The organism is Algoriphagus aquimarinus (assembly GCF_007997215.1).
GTDB lineage: Bacteria > Bacteroidota > Bacteroidia > Cytophagales > Cyclobacteriaceae > Algoriphagus > Algoriphagus aquimarinus_A.
In genome coordinates this window covers 13,144-30,751 of sequence record NZ_VORW01000013.1, presented here as the reverse complement: position 1 = coordinate 30,751, position 17,608 = coordinate 13,144, and the positions used below count along the sequence as shown (strand labels likewise).

Below are 17,608 nucleotides of genomic sequence, written 5' to 3'. Positions count from 1 at the left end.
TTTTCACTAAAAGCAGATATTATGAATCCTTTTGTTGGACAAATAGAACTTTTTGGGGGAACCTTTGCACCAAGGGGCTGGGCTTTTTGTAACGGACAGTTGTTGGCGATTTCTCAAAATGATGCGCTTTTCTCTCTTCTCGGAACAATCTATGGTGGGGATGGTAGAACCACATTTGGTTTGCCTGACCTTAGAGGCCGATGTGCTATTGGTATGGGTATTGGTCCAGGTCTTTCTGATAGAAGACAAGGAGCAACACTAGGAGGGCAAACAGAAACGCTGTTGCAAAATCAACTGCCATCTCACACGCATGGACTCTTAGGTAATAATACTGATGGTACATCAAATGACCCAGCTGCTAATTCTATTGCGAAAAACACCGTTACCAGAGAAAGGGGATCCGATCCTTTACCTAGCAACGGTTTTATTGATAGCGCAGCGAATGCAGCTATGGGTGCAAGCATAGGAGCAGCAGGAGGTGGTCTGCCACACGATAACATGCAGCCAAGCATAGCTATGAATTATGTTATAGCCTTGTTTGGAATTTATCCTTCCCGGAATTAATGATTATAAAGCTGACTTCTAATGGAGTCAGCTATTTTTGATTTATAAATTATCCCAATGATACGTACTGTTACCAAATCTATTTTTCTAATTGTATTGTTGGCATTTAGCGCTTTCACTACAATAGCTCAAACTACCGTTAATTTTAATACATATACGGCCAATGTTGGTCTTTCTTCTCCGCATGTGGAAGGGGAATTAGAATTTGAAGCAATCCTCGGCCCTTCGGCTTCTTGTACAAATTGTATGGGTATAGATATAAATGAAGGAAAAGATAATAGCCCAGGGTTAGACGATGCTAATCAAAGTCTTGGCGGCATTATTGGTTGGAAAATATCCAGGGCAGACAACGCATCTTTTCAATTTATCAGTCTTTGGGTAAATGACAGAGGTCCCACAGCAACAAATCCTCCAGGTACATCGACTGAAGGAACAATCAAAGCATTTAGTGGTGGATCATTAAGTCCAGCTAAACAATTAATTTTTAACAGTTCCTCAACGGGGATAAAGTCGTATGCTAGTGATCCAGATTTTTATGATGTGGATTATGTATTAATAGAAGGTGCAGATCTGTTTCTAATACTTGACGAAATTCAATATGGAGTACCATTCGTTGTAGGTGATGCTGATCCGGCTGAAGTGACAGCTATCAATTTGATAGGAACTCCAATAAGTACTGCTACCTCAGTTCAATACCAAGTAAGTTTTTCTAAAATAGCCAAAAACGTTAGTGCTGGCGATTTTACGCTAACCAAAACAGGGACTGCCAATGGAACGATTGGCACGGTTACGGGAAGTAATGCAACTTATACTGTACCGATTACTGGAATTTCTGGCGAGGGAACTCTTCGGCTTGATCTTAAAGCAGGTACAGACATCGCCAATGAAAATGATGTCACAGGCACAGCTGCCTTTACATCAGGCCAAGTCCATAATGTAAGCCCCTGCTTAGTGGAGGGATTTGAGGATGAGACGGACGGAAGTACTACTTTTTCTCATGGAGGCTATGGTTTCTCCATTACCTCTGCAAACATGGAGGTTCATACGGAAACACCTTTCACAGGGATCAATGGATCTAGTTATGTGTTGATCAATACCGGAGTAGGTACCTACACTATTTCTTCAACTACCTCTGATATCAACTTAAAGAAATTTGCAGTGTTTCTTTCCTCTACTGTAGATGGCAGTGCACCTACGAGTGATGGAAATATTACTGTAGTTGGGAAAAGTGGTATCAACACGGTTTATACCATTTCAAAAGCTTCAGGCTTCCCGACCGATTTTACAGCCAACAGTGGCTATTATATTTTTGATTTAAGGACAGAGGGAGGAACGGATAATTCAGCTAAAGCTGTAGATCAAATCGAAATTACATTAGGAGGTTCCTTCCAATATATCAATATCGATAACTTCGAATTCTGTGCAGATGATGTAGCTCCAAGCGGCTACAGTGTTTCTATTGATCAAGATCCTATTTCACCTGACAATGACGATGCGGTAAGCTTTACCTTTGCCGGTGCTGAAATAGGAGCCACTTACGACTATACTTTTTCAAGTGCTGGAGGCGGAACAAACGTTACGGGTACTGGTACGATTCTCACGGCTACAGATCAGATTACAGGGATTGATTTAAGTGGTTTAGGATTGGGGACCATCACCTTGTCTGTTACACTTACAGATGCATCGAGTAATGAAGGTGATCCTGCAGAAGACACAGTGTTGAAGAGAGTATTCACTGCCCCGGTGGCAACAGCTCCTACAGCACCAGTGGTAACAGAAGATGATACCAATGTGGCATTGGATAATGATATTCAAGTGGCCGATGTCGATGGAGATGATCAGACAATTACGTTTACCATCACTGGAGGAACAGTAACTCTCGGTACTGCAGGGATCACATTTGGAGGATCAGGAAATGGGGCAGCAAGCTTCACAGCAGCTGGTACTCTAGTCGCTTTAAATACGGCATTGGATGCTGCCACTTTTACACCTACACCAAATTTATTTGGTACTGGAGTAGCGACTATTGGATTTGTTTCCAACGACGGAACAGCTGACTCTAATACCGCGTCAGTTACTTTCAATATTACTGGGGTAAATGATGCTCCTGTGGTTGACCAAAATGGTGTTTCAATAGCTGATTGGACAGAAGGTGCTAGCCCAACTGTCATAAATTCGGCAATTTTGGTCATTGATCCAGAGGATGATAATATTACCTCAGCAACTATAAGTGTTGCTGATTTTGTCACCGGAGATATATTAGGAATTACCACTCCATCACCTTATTCATCAAGTTATAATACCAGCACTGGGGTTCTTTCCTTATCTGGTACCGGAACAGCTGCTCAAATGCAAGCGGCTTTGAGAACAGTTGTATTTAGTAATTCAACAGATGATCCTGGACAAGGTGATACTGATAATTCTCGTGCAATAAGCTTCTTTGTGACAGATGCAAACGCTTCTACTTCGAGTACAATAGCAAATATTGGGATAGGCATAAGCTCTGTTAATGACGACCCTACTGTGTCTGGCCTTCCTACAGATATTAGTGTAGTAGAAAATACGGCTAGTAACGTTGACCTTTCCGCAGCTACTTTTAATGACCCGGATGCAGGTTCAAACGATATTACTCTGGAGTTAGGTGTCTCAACGGGAACTTTGGCTGCCTCAGATGCGGGCGGTGTAACTGTAGTGGGAACAGGAACAGTGACATTGATACTTACAGGAACTGCTTCTGAAATAGATACTTATTTGAATACCGCATCAAATATTAACTATACTGGCCCTGTATCAGTGACAGGAAATGATGCCGCAACATTAACACTTACCGCCAATGATGGTGGAAATACAGGCTCCGGTGGTGGAACGGATGTGAGTTTAGGAACAGTGAATATTGACATCCTAAATGCCGAACCAAGCGTGACGCTATCCTTGTCTCCTACGAGTAGAGCAGAGAATTTGGTTACGGCTAACACGGTAACAGCCACGCTGTCCAATACCTTTACCTCTGCAGTAACTGTAAACCTTTCATTCTCTGGTACGGCTACCAATACTACAGATTATACTAGATCTGGAAGTTCTATTGTGATACCTATTGGTGAAATTACTGGTACTATAGTCATCAATAATGTCAACGATGGCATTTATGAAGGGGATGAAACGGTAATTGTTGATATTTCTTCGGTGACTAATGGGCTAGAAGATGGTACTCAACAAGTGACTTATACCATTGAGGAGGATGATTCAGCTCCTACGGTGACTATAGCAGCAGATCCAATTTCCATAAGTGAAGCAGCAGAGACCACCAGAATAACAGTAACGCTTTCGGCTATTGCTGGAGTAAATGTGACTATTCCAATAGAATTTACTGGTGATGCTGTTTTGGCTACAGATTACAACTTTGTTGATGTTCCTATAAGTAGCTTTATAATTGTTCCAGGAAGCACTTCATCATTTATTGATTTGATAAGTATTACTAATGAAATTGTAGATGGGGATCGAGATATTGTTGTCAGTTTGGGTACTCTTACAAACGGAACGCCTGGTGCTGAGAATGAAGCAACTGTAACAATCACAGATGATGATACAGCTGAACTTTCCATAGCAGCAACTACTCAAGCCGCTGAAGATGCTACAGATGGATTATTCACGATTACGACTACCAAACAATTCAGTTCAGCTGTAACTGTTGATTTCACAGTAGGTGGTACTGCTGCTGAAGGGACAGATTATGCTTCTATTGGTACTTCCGTTGTTTTTCCAGCTAATCAGAATACAGTTACGGTACCAATTGATGTCACTGCTGATAATATTGTTGAAGGAGATGAATCGGTGAGTATCACCATGACTAGCACGAATAATGCTGCTGTAAGTATAAGCGCAACTAGTAATGCTTCAATAACTATAACTGATAATGATACTCCTCCGGATGTTCCATCTGTTCCTGATTTAGATTCTTCAAGCGATACAGGATCAAGCGATACAGATAATATTACTTCGGACAATACTCCAACTTTCACGGGTACAGCACAGGCTAATTACACAGTGGAAGTATTTAGTGATGGAGCCTCGTTAGGTACCACTACTGCAAATGGATCTGGAAATTGGTCTTTTACCTCTGGAACAATAGCGGATGGTAGTTTTCAAATTACTGTAATTGCAATAGATTCATTTGATAATGAGAGTGGCGAATCAGATGCGCTTTCAATTACCATTGATACCCAAGCTCCTGCGAAGCCAGGTCTTCCTGACTTGCAAGCAGGTAGTGATTCTGGCATCAGTGATACCGATGACATTACCAATGATGTTACGCCGACTTTAGAAGGTACAGCAGAGGCTAATAGTACTGTAACAATTAAGAGTTCTATTGATGGAACCTTAGGTACTACAGTAGCAAATGGAGCAGGACAATGGTCATTTACTCCAGGTACTGATTTATTAACGGGAGTACATTCGGTCACTGCATCGATTTCTGACATTGCTGGAAACAGCAGCGAATCAGATCCTTTGAGTTTGACGATTGATACAAGAGCACCAACTCCTGTAATAATTAATGTGTTGGTACTTCAATTGGATGTCAATGGTGATTCACCAATCTTAACTGCTGCTGATTTCCTAGCATCTCCTATTTCAGACGACTTCTCTGATCCAGCCAATATTGCATTGGAACTCGATAAATCAACTTTTGATTGCTCAAATGTTGGTGATAATCTTGTTAGAGTTACTGCCACAGATGAAGCAGGCAATTCGGATTATGCAGAAACTAATGTTAAGGTTCAAGATATTACCGCCCCTACAGCAATAGCTAAAAACATCATTCTGAATGTCGATGCATTTGGAACAGTGACGCTATTGCCAAGTATGATTGATGACGGATCAAGTGATAACTGTAGTATTGTATCACGGACTTTAAGTAAAACAGAGTTTGACAGAACAGATGAAGGACCAAATAATGTAAACTTAACTGTCTTCGATGGCAGTGGTAATTTTTCAAGTGCGATTGCAGTAGTGACCGTTGTTGTCGTTCCTAAAACACTAACCATCACAGCTGATCCAGGTCAGTCGAAACTCATAGGTGCAGCAGATCCAGCGTTTACGTATACTGCATCCGGATTTGAGGGGGCAGATAATGAGACAATTCTAACAGGTTCACTTTCTCGAGATGCTGGAGAAACTGTAGGTATCTATGGAATTACCGCTGGCGACATAAGTGCCGGTTCTAATTATTCAATCAATTTTGTTCCTGCTGATTTTGAGATCAAAAAGGGCACAGTTCAGATAACAGGTTCATTTGATGCAGCTGATAAAGTATATGACGCCACAAAGGCAGCCACTATTTCGGTGAATAATCTAAGCCTAAGTGGTATAGATGCCACTGTGCCAGATGTGTCAATTGGTACCGTTACCACTGAGTTTGTTGATAAAAATGTTGGGGTAGGTAAAGAAGTAAGAATCACATCGGTCACCTTGACCGGTGCAGCTGCAGGATCATATGATATTGACTATACCGGAGCACCGACTTCAACGGCTACTATTTCTCCAGCAGACCTAGCTGTATTTGGGTATTCGTCTAACGATAAAGTATATGACGGTACGACAATAGCTTCTCTGTCTGGTACTCCTTCGGTACCTCCTCTTGGTGCAGATGATGTATCTGTGTCAGGCACAGCTATTGCCAATTTCACACAGGCTGGTGTAGGAGTAGCAATTCCAATAATCGTCACAGGGCTTACCTTAGATGGTGGAGATAAAGATAATTATGAGATTATTCCGCCTGCAGGGCTAGAAGCTAATATTACCAAGAAAACGGTTTTGATTTCTGCTAATCCTAATCAAAGTAAAGTATTTGGAACGGCCGATCCAGTGTTTACATATACTGCATCAGGATTTGTTGGAGGGGAAGCCGATGTGGTGATAACAGGTGCATTAAGTAGAACAGCAGGAGAAGATAAAGGTACTTATCCAATCAACTTGGGAACGCTTAGTGCTGGGCCTAATTATTCAATCAACTTTACCTCATCGAATTTCACAATAGCAGCTAAAATATTGAATGTGACTGCTGAATCTGGTCAGAGTAAAGTGTATGGAGAAGCAGATCCTTTCTTTACTTATACTGCTACAGGCTTCGAAGCAGGAGATGATGATACTATTTTAACTGGTTCACTTTCAAGAACTGCAGGTGAAAATGCAGGAAACTACCCAATCAATCTGGGAACCTTATCTGCGGGTGATAACTATACGATCAACTTCACTACAGCAGACTTTGAGATCACCAAAGCTACCCTCGATATTACTGCTAATGCAGGACAGACGAAGGTTTATGGCGAAGCAGATCCAGTGTTTACTTACACCGCCAGCGGCTTCCAGAATGGAGATACCGAGGCAATCCTCACCGGTGCAATCAATAGATTTGCCGGAGAAGATGTAGGATTCTATGCGATCAATCCTGCCACGATTGATGCGGGACCGAACTATACGATCAACTTTACAGAGGCAGACTTTGAGATCACCAAGGCTAGTTTGAATATCTTGGTCGACCCAAGTCAGTCGAAAGTGTATGGTGAAGCAGACCCAGTGTTTACTTACACCGCCAGCGGCTTCCAGAATGGAGATACCGAGGCAATCCTCACCGGTGCAATCAATAGATTTGCCGGAGAAGATGTAGGATTCTATGCGATCAACCCAGCCACGATTGATGCGGGACCGAACTATACGATCAACTTTACAGAGGCAGACTTTGAGATCACCAAGGCCACACTGGCAGTGACTGCAAACGCTGGAATTTCTAAGATTTATGGTAATGGAGATCCTACTTTGACTTACCAAGTTTCTGGTTTCAAGAATGGTGATACCCAAGCTATACTTTCTGGAACACTGGCTAGAGCGGCAGGTGAAAATGTAGGTAACTATGCAATAAACCTGGGAACACTTTCAGCTGGTAGCAATTATACAATCAGCTTCACTGGAGCTAATTTCGCGATCACGCCTCGCAAGCTGAATGTGACAGCAAATCCAAATCAGGCGAAAGTATATGGTTCACCTGATCCAGTTCTTGCATACTCAGCCAGCAACTACGGCAATGGAGATACAAATGCGATACTGACTGGTGCATTAGGCAGAACGGCAGGGGAGAACATTGGAATGTATCCAATCAACCTTGGAACGCTAAGTGCAGGATCAAACTATACGATCAACTTCACTTCAGCAGACTTTGAGATTGCTACCAAGGTATTGAATGTGACTGCTGAAGCTGGGCAAAGCAAAGTCTTTGGAACTGCTGATCCTGTATTGACCTATACCGCAACTGGTTTTGAAAATGGGGATACGAATGCAATTCTGACTGGAGCATTAAGCAGAGCTGCAGGAGAAAATGTTGGTAACTATGCCATCAACCTTGGAACGCTAAGTGCCGGTGCAAACTATGCGATCAACTATTTGGGAGCAAACTTTGCAATCAGCAAAGCTGCTATAGTAGGAATCACCTTTGCAGATGGAAGTTTTGTTTACGACGGTTCAGCCAAATCACTTGCGATCTCAGGAACTCTTCCAGTAGGAGCGGCTGTAGCTTATAGCAACAACAGCAGAACTGATACAGGAATACAAGAGGTGACAGCGACAATCTCGGGATCGAACTTCACCTCTTTTGAGCTTACAGCGAATCTTGAGATTACCAAGGCAATCTTGGCGATAATAGCAGATGCAGGTCAAAGTAAATTGTACGGTACTGGAGATCCAATCCTGACTTATACAGTTTCGGGCTTTGGAGCAGGAGATGATGCAAGCATTCTATCAGGAATACTAACAAGAACAGCAGGTGAGTCAGTAGGCACCTATGCGATCGGTATCGGAACACTGAATGCAGGTAGCAACTATTTAATTGACTTTTCAGGAGCTGACTTTGAGATCATTACTAATGATAGCGATGGAGATGGAGTTCCGGATGATGTGGAAGAAATAGAAGGTACAGATCCAAAAGATCCAACCGACTTCAAAGATTCTGACGGTGATGGTGTTCCAGACTTTGTAGAAGTGGAACAGGGGACAAATCCTACCGATCCGGGAGATTATGTGGACTCGGATGGAGATGATGTTCCTGACTACGTAGAAGAGCAGCAGGGAACTGATCCGAACGATTCGGAAGACTTCCTGGATGAAGACGAAGATGGTCTTCCTGATTATGTACAGACAAGGTCGATTTCGGAGTTTGTAACTCAAAGCTTAGATGTTCTTTGGGGTACTGAAGCAGATAATCTCAAGATACCTACTGAAGTAGTGGTCATGACTGCAGAGGGAGCATTTGTTAATTTACCTGTGACATGGGATCTGACGGGCTATGACCCTATGATGTCAGGCATTACTACCTACGCAGGTACCGTAGAATTACCTGCAGGCCTGTTCAATCCGCTAGATATTCAGGCTATGCTTGAGATCACTGTACTGGCTAAGCCTGCACCACTGGATGTCACGCTTAGCAATAATGAATTTATCGGTATACCAGATCAGTTCTTCCAAGAAATAGGAGCCTTTACAGTGATTGATCCTACTGACAATGTTCATACGCTGAGCTTGCCGGAAGGCGAAGGAGACAATGTGTTCTTCGAAGTCAACTCAGGCATCTTGTTCTGGAGTAGTGCAGATCAGCAATCGGGTAGAGTAGACTTCACCATAGTACTAAGTGTAGTAGATAGAGCGGGGAATGAAATCAAGAGAGCATTTTCAATCAGAAGATTGAGAACTCCATTGGATCAATTGGAAGTGCCAAATACCTTCACACCGAATGGCGATGGTACCAACGACGCTTGGGGTATACTAGCGCTGAGATATTATACAGGAGTGAGAATTCAGGTATTTGATCTGGGAGGAAACAGAATATTCTACACTGAAAATCCTGATAAGAAATGGGACGGAACGTTTGAAGGCAAGGAAATGCCAATATCATCTTACTTATATGTGATCGAAGTGGGTGAAACCGGAGAGATCAGACGAGGCATGCTAAACCTCTTGAGGCAATAACATGAATGAGAAGACCTTTGGGGCAGTGAAGCCTCAAAGGTCAATCTCAAAGATAAATTTTAAACGAGTCAGAATATTATTTTTCAGTCTCTCAACAACGACATCATGAAAAGATTAACATACATAGCCATTTTCCTTTTAACTGGACTTACACTTAACCAAGCGCAGGCCCAATCGCAAAAATACATTTCCCAATTCAGTCAGTTTCAGAGTTACTTCAATCCCGCCCTGACAGGCTACGAGGGTTCGACCGTACGAGGTTTCGTACGGAATCAGTGGTCTGGAGTGGATGGAGCTCCGAAGACATATTTCTTTAGTACAGAATTGGATTTCGGAGAATTGTCAGGCGAGGTGGACCCTGCACTGACAGGTAAGAATGCAGTGTCATTAAATTTACTTCACGACACCTATGGCGCCTTCCGAGAAACAGAATTGACGGTGGGTTATGCAAGCAGAATCAGACTTTCAGAAACACACAACTTAAGAATGGGTGCTGGCATCAATTACCAGACAATCCGTTTGGATGGCAATGCATTGTCCACAGAGGAACAAAATGATCCGACTTTGGGTCAGTATATTGGTCAATTCTCCAACATGAGTGTAGTGGACTTTAACCTGGGTATGGCCTTGACACATGCGAATTACTACATTTCGTATGGTATCCACCGGGTGAATGGTGGCAAAATCACCAATGGGGATGAGTTCATGAATGGATATCCTGCTAGCTCCATTTTTCAGGCTGGATATAGAAGTGCTGTTAGTGAGAATGTCGCTGTAATATTCAATGCTTTCTATCGCACACAAAAAAATCTAGACGATAATATTGAGTTCAACATGAAGGCAGTCCTAATGGACAAGCTCTGGTTGGGAATTGGACATAGAATGGACTATGCAACTAATGCACAGGCAGGTATAGTAACCAAACGACTTAGAATAGGTTACCTCTATGAATTCCCTAATGGTGGAAGCTACAACTTTCCAGGAAATACCCACGAGTTTACAGCAGTGTTCAACTTATTCCGCGACAATGTGAGGACAGATTCACAGCCAGTAATTATGTGGTAGGCTTAGGAGCCATCAACTACTAAATCTGCCCTGCAACATCATTAATGTCGCAGGGCATTTTCATGAATAGACTATTCCAGTCAGGGTTTTCTAACTAAAAAGGCTCAGCGGGTTTCTAATTCAATAGAAACCCGCTGAGCCTTTTTTAAAACAATAAGCTAAGAATTAATCCCTAACTGGTGTAATCATAATATGTGCTCGATGAGTACCTGGATCCATAATCCATGGCATGCCCGGTGCACTTGGCTTCAGAGGAAGTCCTGTAGTTTGAGAAGTAGCCCAAGGTAAATACACCACGTATCTTAGATAGGTGTCAGATACCTCTCCAGTAGTTTTATTGTAATTTTCGGCATCTGTTGTAAGCACATAGAGAGTAGCCCCTTCAGCTGGCATTTTGAGTTTGCCGCTTTTTGCTTCTGCTTCTCTGGTATCGAATATTTCCTGAAATGATTTACCTTCTTTTTTAAGCTCTCTTCCTCTGATCATAAAAGGTTCTAAATCTGCCTGATAACAAGAAACACTAAAGCCCTTTCCATTTGGATCACTAGCAAGGCAAATCATCCCATTCGATCCTTTCCGTAGTTCTATCAACTCTCCACTTTCATTATATCCCATAACGGTAGCGTCAGCTTGTTTTTCATCAGGAGCTGCTAGTACAGCAGTTTTGATTTGGACTTCTTTTGTAGCAACAGATTTATCTTGTGCAAAACTTGGAACTGACATCAAGCAGATGCAAATAAAGGAGAAGAGCGTTTTCATAATTTTGGAGTTTAATGTAGAAGTAATTTAATGCTATTCTTTTAGGCTTACAACATGTTAATAGGGCAATTACTACTCAATGCTTTTGCGCAAGCTTAATATACTACAAGCTGAAGCTTTTATAATTACGCATCAGTGAACTGAAGCTATTCAAACATTCAACTTCTGATCGCAGAAAGCAGCCTTCCTGGTATGCTATTGGAGGGTCATTGCTGAATCTCAACTGCTCTGATGAAGGTCTTAAATAGCAATTGACTGATTAAAATGTAAATTTTATATATGTGTATCCGCATGAATGCACGTGCCAAAATAATATTTTGAATACCTTTCCCTTCGACTGCGCTCAGGAACCGAATTTAAGCTTAAAATCTAGGGAGAGGGAGAGAATGCGGCGGTGCCGCATTCTCTCCCTCTCCCTTTAAGCCAAAATTGACCGGAGGCTGAGCGCAGTCGAAGCCTGATTGAACATACGTGCAGATATCCGAATACACATAATTTTATAAGTCTAATTAGAAATTCAATGACCATACTGCTCCTTGGTCAGAAGGAGTTAGAGGAAGGGAGTCTCCTTTGAAAATAGCTAAAGGTGGACTTGGATTATTTAAATCCCATAATTCACCGTGCATGGATACACCTAAGGCAACTTGAACACTAGTGCTTTCAAGTAAGCTTAAAAATTTATCGACATCATAACTTATTGACGATGCGCTGATCGCGCGATTAGTAGTTGATTGCAGGGTCTTCAAACTGTCTGTTGATGGTTTTATATCGCTCATTTTTTTGTCAGAGGAATAAAATGAAGGAGACAACAAGATTTCTGCTTCGTCTTTGATAAGATTTTCGTAGGACTCCGGATGCATATTATCTGTTCCCAGCATTACAGCTGTTTTGCCAAAAGGAAGGTTAAAAACCTGCATATCTTGAGGATTTCCAGCCGTCATGTACTGAGCTTCTGACTCATTTAGAAAGGCTTTCAAAATAGGCTGTCCGATGACTAAGCCATCTGGTCCAAAGATGAAAGAAGCATTATAAAGTGGCCCATTTAATTTAATATAAATCTTTCCGTCGACGACTCTGGGCTCAGGTAGTACGATGGATCCAGCTACGATATAAGCACTTGTTTCCATTGATAGATCACTGAATGTCTCGTAGTAAGCGCTTAGCATTGATTTGGCTTTCATCCGGAAGATTGCTGACAATTCCTTGTCTTTTTCATCCGAAGTTTTGACATAGCCAAGCATGTAGTCAAAGGAATTACTATAGACTAGTGTTTTCCTTGCTTCTAAAAAAGAAGGTTTTTCGATGATGTTATGTTTTTCTCCAAGTAAAAAAAGCCATGTGCCAATAGACTCAGGGTAGACGATTATTGAGTTTTTCTGGATTAAAGACTTTCTATTAACCGATACTAAATATTGACGGACCTTATCTTTGAAGGTAGTTTGCATGAAGTAATCAGAAACATCCATGACGGGCTGTATTCCAATAATATTATGAGGCAGGCTATCGCTAGAATTAACTTCTTCTACTAAACTAATATGATGCATTGCTTCAGGTAGTGGTGTATTTCGCCCTGAAGAAGACCAAATAAGCCAGATAAAAACAGTTAACAGGAATAGGGTAATAAACTTTCGGATCATTGTTCGAATTTAGCGATAGCATCGGTGATTATCACTTTGGGTAAGTCAAAGTTCCTTCATTAATGCTGAGATAATTAGTTGTGCTGTAAGGACTTTATAATTCAATCTCGAAACTCTGTCCTTTCTCTAGATCCAGATCCATTTCTGACCCATCATAATAAACCATGACTTTACCGTTTTTTCCAGCATGAATACGGCATGTTTTGAGTTCGCCATCTGCCCATGTCATGTCGATTGTATAATCCCCTCTGGCCTTTAGCCCTTTCACACTTCCATTTTCCCAAGCTTTTGGTAAAGCAGGTAGTAGCCGAATCATTCCAGTTTCATGCGATTGAACAAGCATTTCTGCTAATCCAGCTGTGTAACCAAAATTCCCATCAATTTGAAAAGGGGGGTGAGCATCAAATAAATTTGGATAAAGTGACTGGGAAAGTAGCTTTTGAATATGCTCATGTGCCATTTCTCCATCCAATAATCTTGCAGAGAAATTAATCAGCCAAGCGCGTGACCAGCCAGTTCCTGCTCCGCCATTTGCCAGTCTGTATTCAAGGGTTTTTCTTACTGCGTCAAAAGCCTCCGGCGTTGCGCTTGATGTAATTGCATCACCTGGGTGAAAAGCATACATGTGGGACATGTGACGATGTCCCTTTTCGCTTTCTTCATAGGGTTGATCCCATTCAAGTATTCTTCCATCTTCAGCTATCTGTACGCCTGGTCTAAGATTTGCAAGTTGATTCTTTATCTTTTCACGAAGTGGAGTTTCTTTTCCAAGTAGCTCAGATGCTTTTAAATAATTATTAAATACATCTGCAATAATCTGTTGATCCATCGCCACACCCATAGTGGATGCTACAGTTTCTCCTTTAGCATTGATAAATTGATTTTCTGGTGAGGTGGAAGGAGAGGAGACCAAAGTCCCATCCTTAGGGTATTCCACCAGCCAATCAGAATAGAATGCTGAAATAGCTTCCAATGCGGGATAGGCACGTTCTTCAAGGAATTTAGTGTCTTGGCTAAATAAATAATGATCCCAATAATGTCTCCCTATCCAGCCACCAGCACCGATCCAGCTACCCCAATAGGCAGTAGCTGCACGCAGAAAAGCAACTTGCCAAAGGTCGGTCGTGTGCGGAACCATGGAGCCAGCCATGTCGAAATTCTCTCTGGCAGCATTCTTTCCATTTTCGATCACACCATCAATAAATCGAAAAAGTGGCTCATTCAGTCCTCCTAGACCAGTCACATCCGCTGGCCAATAATTCATCTGTAGATTAATGTTCACATGATAATCTGCATTCCATGGAGCAGCGATATGCTTATTCCAAATTCCTTGTAGGTTTGCCGGATTACTGCCTGGGCGACTAGAAGATATCAAAAGGTATCTTCCATAATCGAACAAAAGCTTCTCCAAGTGCAAATCAATTTCTCCGTTTTTAACCCGCTCAATTCTCTCATCAGTTGCAATGTTGTCTGGGACATCTGTGCCTAATTGCAAACTCATGCGATCATACCAAGATGCGTATTCCTTTTCATGTGAGTGAAGTAGTTCTCCCCAGCTTTTTAATTGAATTTTTTCTAGCTGTCGGTCTGCCTCTGCCTCAAAATCGGTATGATAAAATGAAGTTTCTGAGACCATCTTTAGCGTGAATTCTTTCGCTCCTGAAATCACCAAAGTGGAATCGGTAGTCGAGATCTCGCCAGATTGATTCTGTGCAAATAATAAAGTGCGGAATTTCACACCGTTCAAAATCTCTAATGGTTTGGAATCTAATTTTCCGCCACGCTGAGTGATCATCCCAGACATTTCTAACTGTCTATCATTAAGGGCTGTAGTTTTTGCTGTCGCAAAGCCATTGTCCTTAGGACGGCTCATGGTGATTTGCCCATTGAAGCCTTTAGGATGAGTGGTTTTAAATCTAATGATCAAGGCTTCATCAGGTGCAGAAGCAATCACTTCTTGACTGACTTCATATCCTTCGCTTATGAATTGGGTGAGTACCGTCGCCGTCTCAAGGTTTAGGCTCCTTCTATAATTCTCTGACTCTATCCAATCGAAGTTGAACCAGAGGTCTCCCATGGTTTGGTGAGATCTTGTGATTTCTTTTCTGGAAAATTTCAACACCAAAAGTGAGTCTGATTTTTTGTTCTCTCCAGCTAGTAAATAGGCTCTGATTTGATCTAGATCCGCTCTTTTTCCTTCTGCCAAACCCCAGTCATCATATCCTCCCGGCCAGAGAGAATCCTCATTGAGCTGAAGATGTTCCTGTCCCGGAATACCCATCACCATAGCTCCAAGACGACCATTTCCTACTGGTAAGCCTTCTTCCCATTCCGCAGCAGGTTGATTATACCAGAGAATGGAGGAGGATTGAGAAAACGTAAAATTGTATAGGCAAAGAGATACTAGAGCACTTAGGAAGAACTTTTTCATGGTATTTTGGGTCAAAAAATAAGATTACGACAAATCTTTGAAGTCGCCAACCCAAAATGTTCTTAAATGCCTATTTGATTCCTATAAACGGTGATATTCAAAACTAGACTTTTGGCTTAAATAAGCATTTAGAACCGCTAACTAGCCAAAAATCACAATGCTTAGCTTGCTTTTTCTTCGTTTTCTATAACACTTGGCACCTTCCATTTAACGGAACCCACAGCTCTGCTGCTCGCTAAATCAACAGCTTTGGATGAGCGTCTTTTTTCGTAGATCATCGCGAAAGTCATAATCAGACTCGTTCCGATAATGACAAAGAGTAATATCCCAGGTTCGAAACCTGCTACTTCTGCCTCCTCAGGAATGGCATAAAATAACAATACAGTGATCAAACCTCTCGGTGCGATAAATGCTTGCGGGATAACGTCTTTTCCTTCAAAAATCAAAAGCAGGATTACTCTAATTGCGTAAATCGATCCGATCAGCATACTACTAATCAATGCTACCTGCATATTAAACAGGGAGGTGATCGTAATAGTAAGCCCAAAAATCACAAAGAAAAGCGTACGTACCACAAATGCAGTTTCCCCAGTGATCGTGTGTAACTGATGGTAAATCTGATGTGCTTTTTCATAATCCAGCAAGCGTGAAAGTCGTCCTTTGAAAAACAACTTCATGTTGGCGATGACCAGACCAAAAATCAGAATAATAATCAGTGAGGAAAGGTGCATTTTTTTGCCTAACGCATAGAGCAAAAGCAATACTGCGATCATTAGAAACAGCTTGACATTGCTTTTGATATTCTGAAAAATCAATATAATAGCATAGCTCGCGATTAGAGAGATAGTAATGGTCAGTAGGAAATTTCCCCCAAATCCCACCAATCCTGAATCTTCTGCTGGATTTAATTTTCCCGACAGGAAGTAAAAAAGCATGATGCCCAAAATGTCTGAAAAGGTACTTTCGTAGATATGAAACTCCCGCTTTTTACCTTTCAGCCCAATCACACTCGGAATGATGATAGCGCTGGAAAGGATAGACAGAGGTGTAGCATATAGCCAGGCGGACTGCATGGTCATGTCCGGAATGAAATAATAAAGGATACTCGCTGCTGCCCAAGTGGAAAGAGCTAGCCCGATCAGTGCTATAGCTAGTGATTTGAGAATTGGTACCAGTTTCTCGCGTTTGAGCTCCAACTCAAGAGCAGCTTCCAGCACGATCATGATCAATCCTACTATACCTAGAACCTCCAAAATTGGGAAAAAGTCTATCGTTTCAGAGGTGAAATAGTGCAATACATACTGTAAAATGACTCCTAGAGCTATCAGCATCAATACCGCAGGGATATTGGTTTTTTTAGACAAGCCGTTGAATAGGAAGGATAAAATAATAATCACCGAAAACTCAATGATCAGATTATATGAAGAGATGATTTCCATTAGGCGTCAAAGTTTTCAGTAGAATTGGTCATGACTTTATGGCCATGCAGGTAGTTAATAAAATCTTCGTGTCGCGCACCTTTTACTAATGTGTAATGCATTAGGAAGGTGTTTTTAGTAGCTAGAGCTTTCAGATTAGTAGGTTTGCCGAGAGCCAGGATGGGATGATTAAAAATCAAATCTAAAAGACCTTCTTTACTAAGTTCTGAACGTAGGTAAAGTGCTCGTTGAAGCACATTCGTCTGATTGGAAATTAACGTAAAACCAGCTCGGTCAAAAGAATGATACCAAACCCAGCGTTCTCCTTGGTCAGTGCCAAGTACCATCCCCAAACTTCCAATACGATTGATCCTGCCATGGATCTTTCCAGCTTTCACAAGGGTATCAGTCGCAAGCAAAGGACTGGCTCGGATGAAGAGTCCACTGATATAATTCCCTAATTGCTTGTAGCCGAATCCCGCTACCAATACTATTATCAAACCATGGGTCACAGGATCTAATGCTATAAAACCGCCAATGATTACCAGCCAAGCGATCGGCTTATAGAAAAGTCGAATTTTATTGACTAAGGCTAAATACCTTTCGTTGATCCTCCTTTTTTTCAAATATCGGGTAAACCCGAAAAAACATAAGGATAGGAAAAGATAGATCGCAAAGACGATAAGGATTAATGCGTAAAGATCATTCCAGTGATTCATTTC

8 protein-coding genes are annotated in these 17,608 nt (G+C 41.7%); 3 read left to right on the top strand and 5 right to left on the bottom strand.

The features are described from left to right. The first annotated feature begins 21 nt into the window (after window positions 1–21). The 3 genes from ESV85_RS15745 to ESV85_RS15735 all read left to right on the top strand — a co-directional run bounded on the left by ESV85_RS15745 (window position 22) and on the right by ESV85_RS15735 (window position 10,641). Entirely contained in the window at window positions 22–564 is a 543-nt protein-coding gene (locus ESV85_RS15745; protein WP_223276017.1) for a phage tail protein, read from the top strand. 57 nt (window positions 565–621) lie between these two features. Further along, window positions 622–9,576, top strand: a complete 8,955-nt coding sequence (locus tag ESV85_RS15740) for an MBG domain-containing protein (RefSeq protein ID WP_146919226.1) — start codon at window positions 622–624, stop codon at window positions 9,574–9,576. 105 nt (window positions 9,577–9,681) lie between these two features. Then, window positions 9,682–10,641 carry a type IX secretion system membrane protein PorP/SprF gene (locus ESV85_RS15735; RefSeq protein ID WP_146919224.1) on the top strand — a complete coding sequence of 320 codons (960 nt, stop codon included), beginning with the start codon at window positions 9,682–9,684 and terminating at the stop codon, window positions 10,639–10,641. 165 nt (window positions 10,642–10,806) lie between these two features. On the opposite strand, the gene ESV85_RS15730 is transcribed toward ESV85_RS15735, so the two are convergent. From ESV85_RS15730 to ESV85_RS15710, 5 genes are all read right to left on the bottom strand, one after another. Further along, a complete protein-coding gene (locus ESV85_RS15730; protein ID WP_146919222.1) occupies window positions 10,807–11,400 on the bottom strand; it encodes a hypothetical protein in 594 nt (197 codons plus the stop codon). Window positions 11,401–11,909: 509 nt separating this feature from the next. After that, a complete protein-coding gene (locus ESV85_RS15725) occupies window positions 11,910–13,037 on the bottom strand; it encodes a hypothetical protein (protein ID WP_146919220.1) in 1,128 nt (375 codons plus the stop codon). A gap of 94 nt (window positions 13,038–13,131) precedes the next feature. Then, window positions 13,132–15,468: a glycosyl hydrolase family 95 catalytic domain-containing protein gene (locus tag ESV85_RS15720; RefSeq protein WP_146919218.1), complete on the bottom strand. Its 2,337-nt coding sequence runs from the start codon at window positions 15,466–15,468 to the stop codon at window positions 13,132–13,134. 161 nt (window positions 15,469–15,629) lie between these two features. Then, complete coding sequence (locus tag ESV85_RS15715) at window positions 15,630–16,907, bottom strand: cation:proton antiporter (protein WP_146919216.1); 1,278 nt, start codon at window positions 16,905–16,907, stop codon at window positions 15,630–15,632. Further along, window positions 16,907–17,605, bottom strand: coding sequence for a hypothetical protein (locus tag ESV85_RS15710; protein ID WP_146919214.1), 699 nt, complete (start codon window positions 17,603–17,605; stop codon window positions 16,907–16,909). The genes ESV85_RS15715 and ESV85_RS15710 overlap by 1 nt, the downstream gene beginning before the upstream one ends. Window positions 17,606–17,608: the final 3 nt, after the last annotated feature.

What these genes read in the sequence shown, in the direction of transcription:
- ESV85_RS15745 (WP_223276017.1), top strand. Translation starts at nt 22, where the DNA reads ATGAATCCTTTTGTTGGACAAATAGAACTTTTTGGGGGAACCTTTGCA.
- ESV85_RS15740 (WP_146919226.1), top strand. Translation starts at nt 622, where the DNA reads ATGATACGTACTGTTACCAAATCTATTTTTCTAATTGTATTGTTGGCA.
- ESV85_RS15735 (WP_146919224.1), top strand. Translation starts at nt 9,682, where the DNA reads ATGAAAAGATTAACATACATAGCCATTTTCCTTTTAACTGGACTTACA.
- ESV85_RS15730 (WP_146919222.1), bottom strand. Translation starts at nt 11,400, where the DNA reads ATGAAAACGCTCTTCTCCTTTATTTGCATCTGCTTGATGTCAGTTCCA.
- ESV85_RS15725 (WP_146919220.1), bottom strand. Translation starts at nt 13,037, where the DNA reads ATGATCCGAAAGTTTATTACCCTATTCCTGTTAACTGTTTTTATCTGG.
- ESV85_RS15720 (WP_146919218.1), bottom strand. Translation starts at nt 15,468, where the DNA reads ATGAAAAAGTTCTTCCTAAGTGCTCTAGTATCTCTTTGCCTATACAAT.
- ESV85_RS15715 (WP_146919216.1), bottom strand. Translation starts at nt 16,907, where the DNA reads ATGGAAATCATCTCTTCATATAATCTGATCATTGAGTTTTCGGTGATT.
- ESV85_RS15710 (WP_146919214.1), bottom strand. Translation starts at nt 17,605, where the DNA reads ATGAATCACTGGAATGATCTTTACGCATTAATCCTTATCGTCTTTGCG.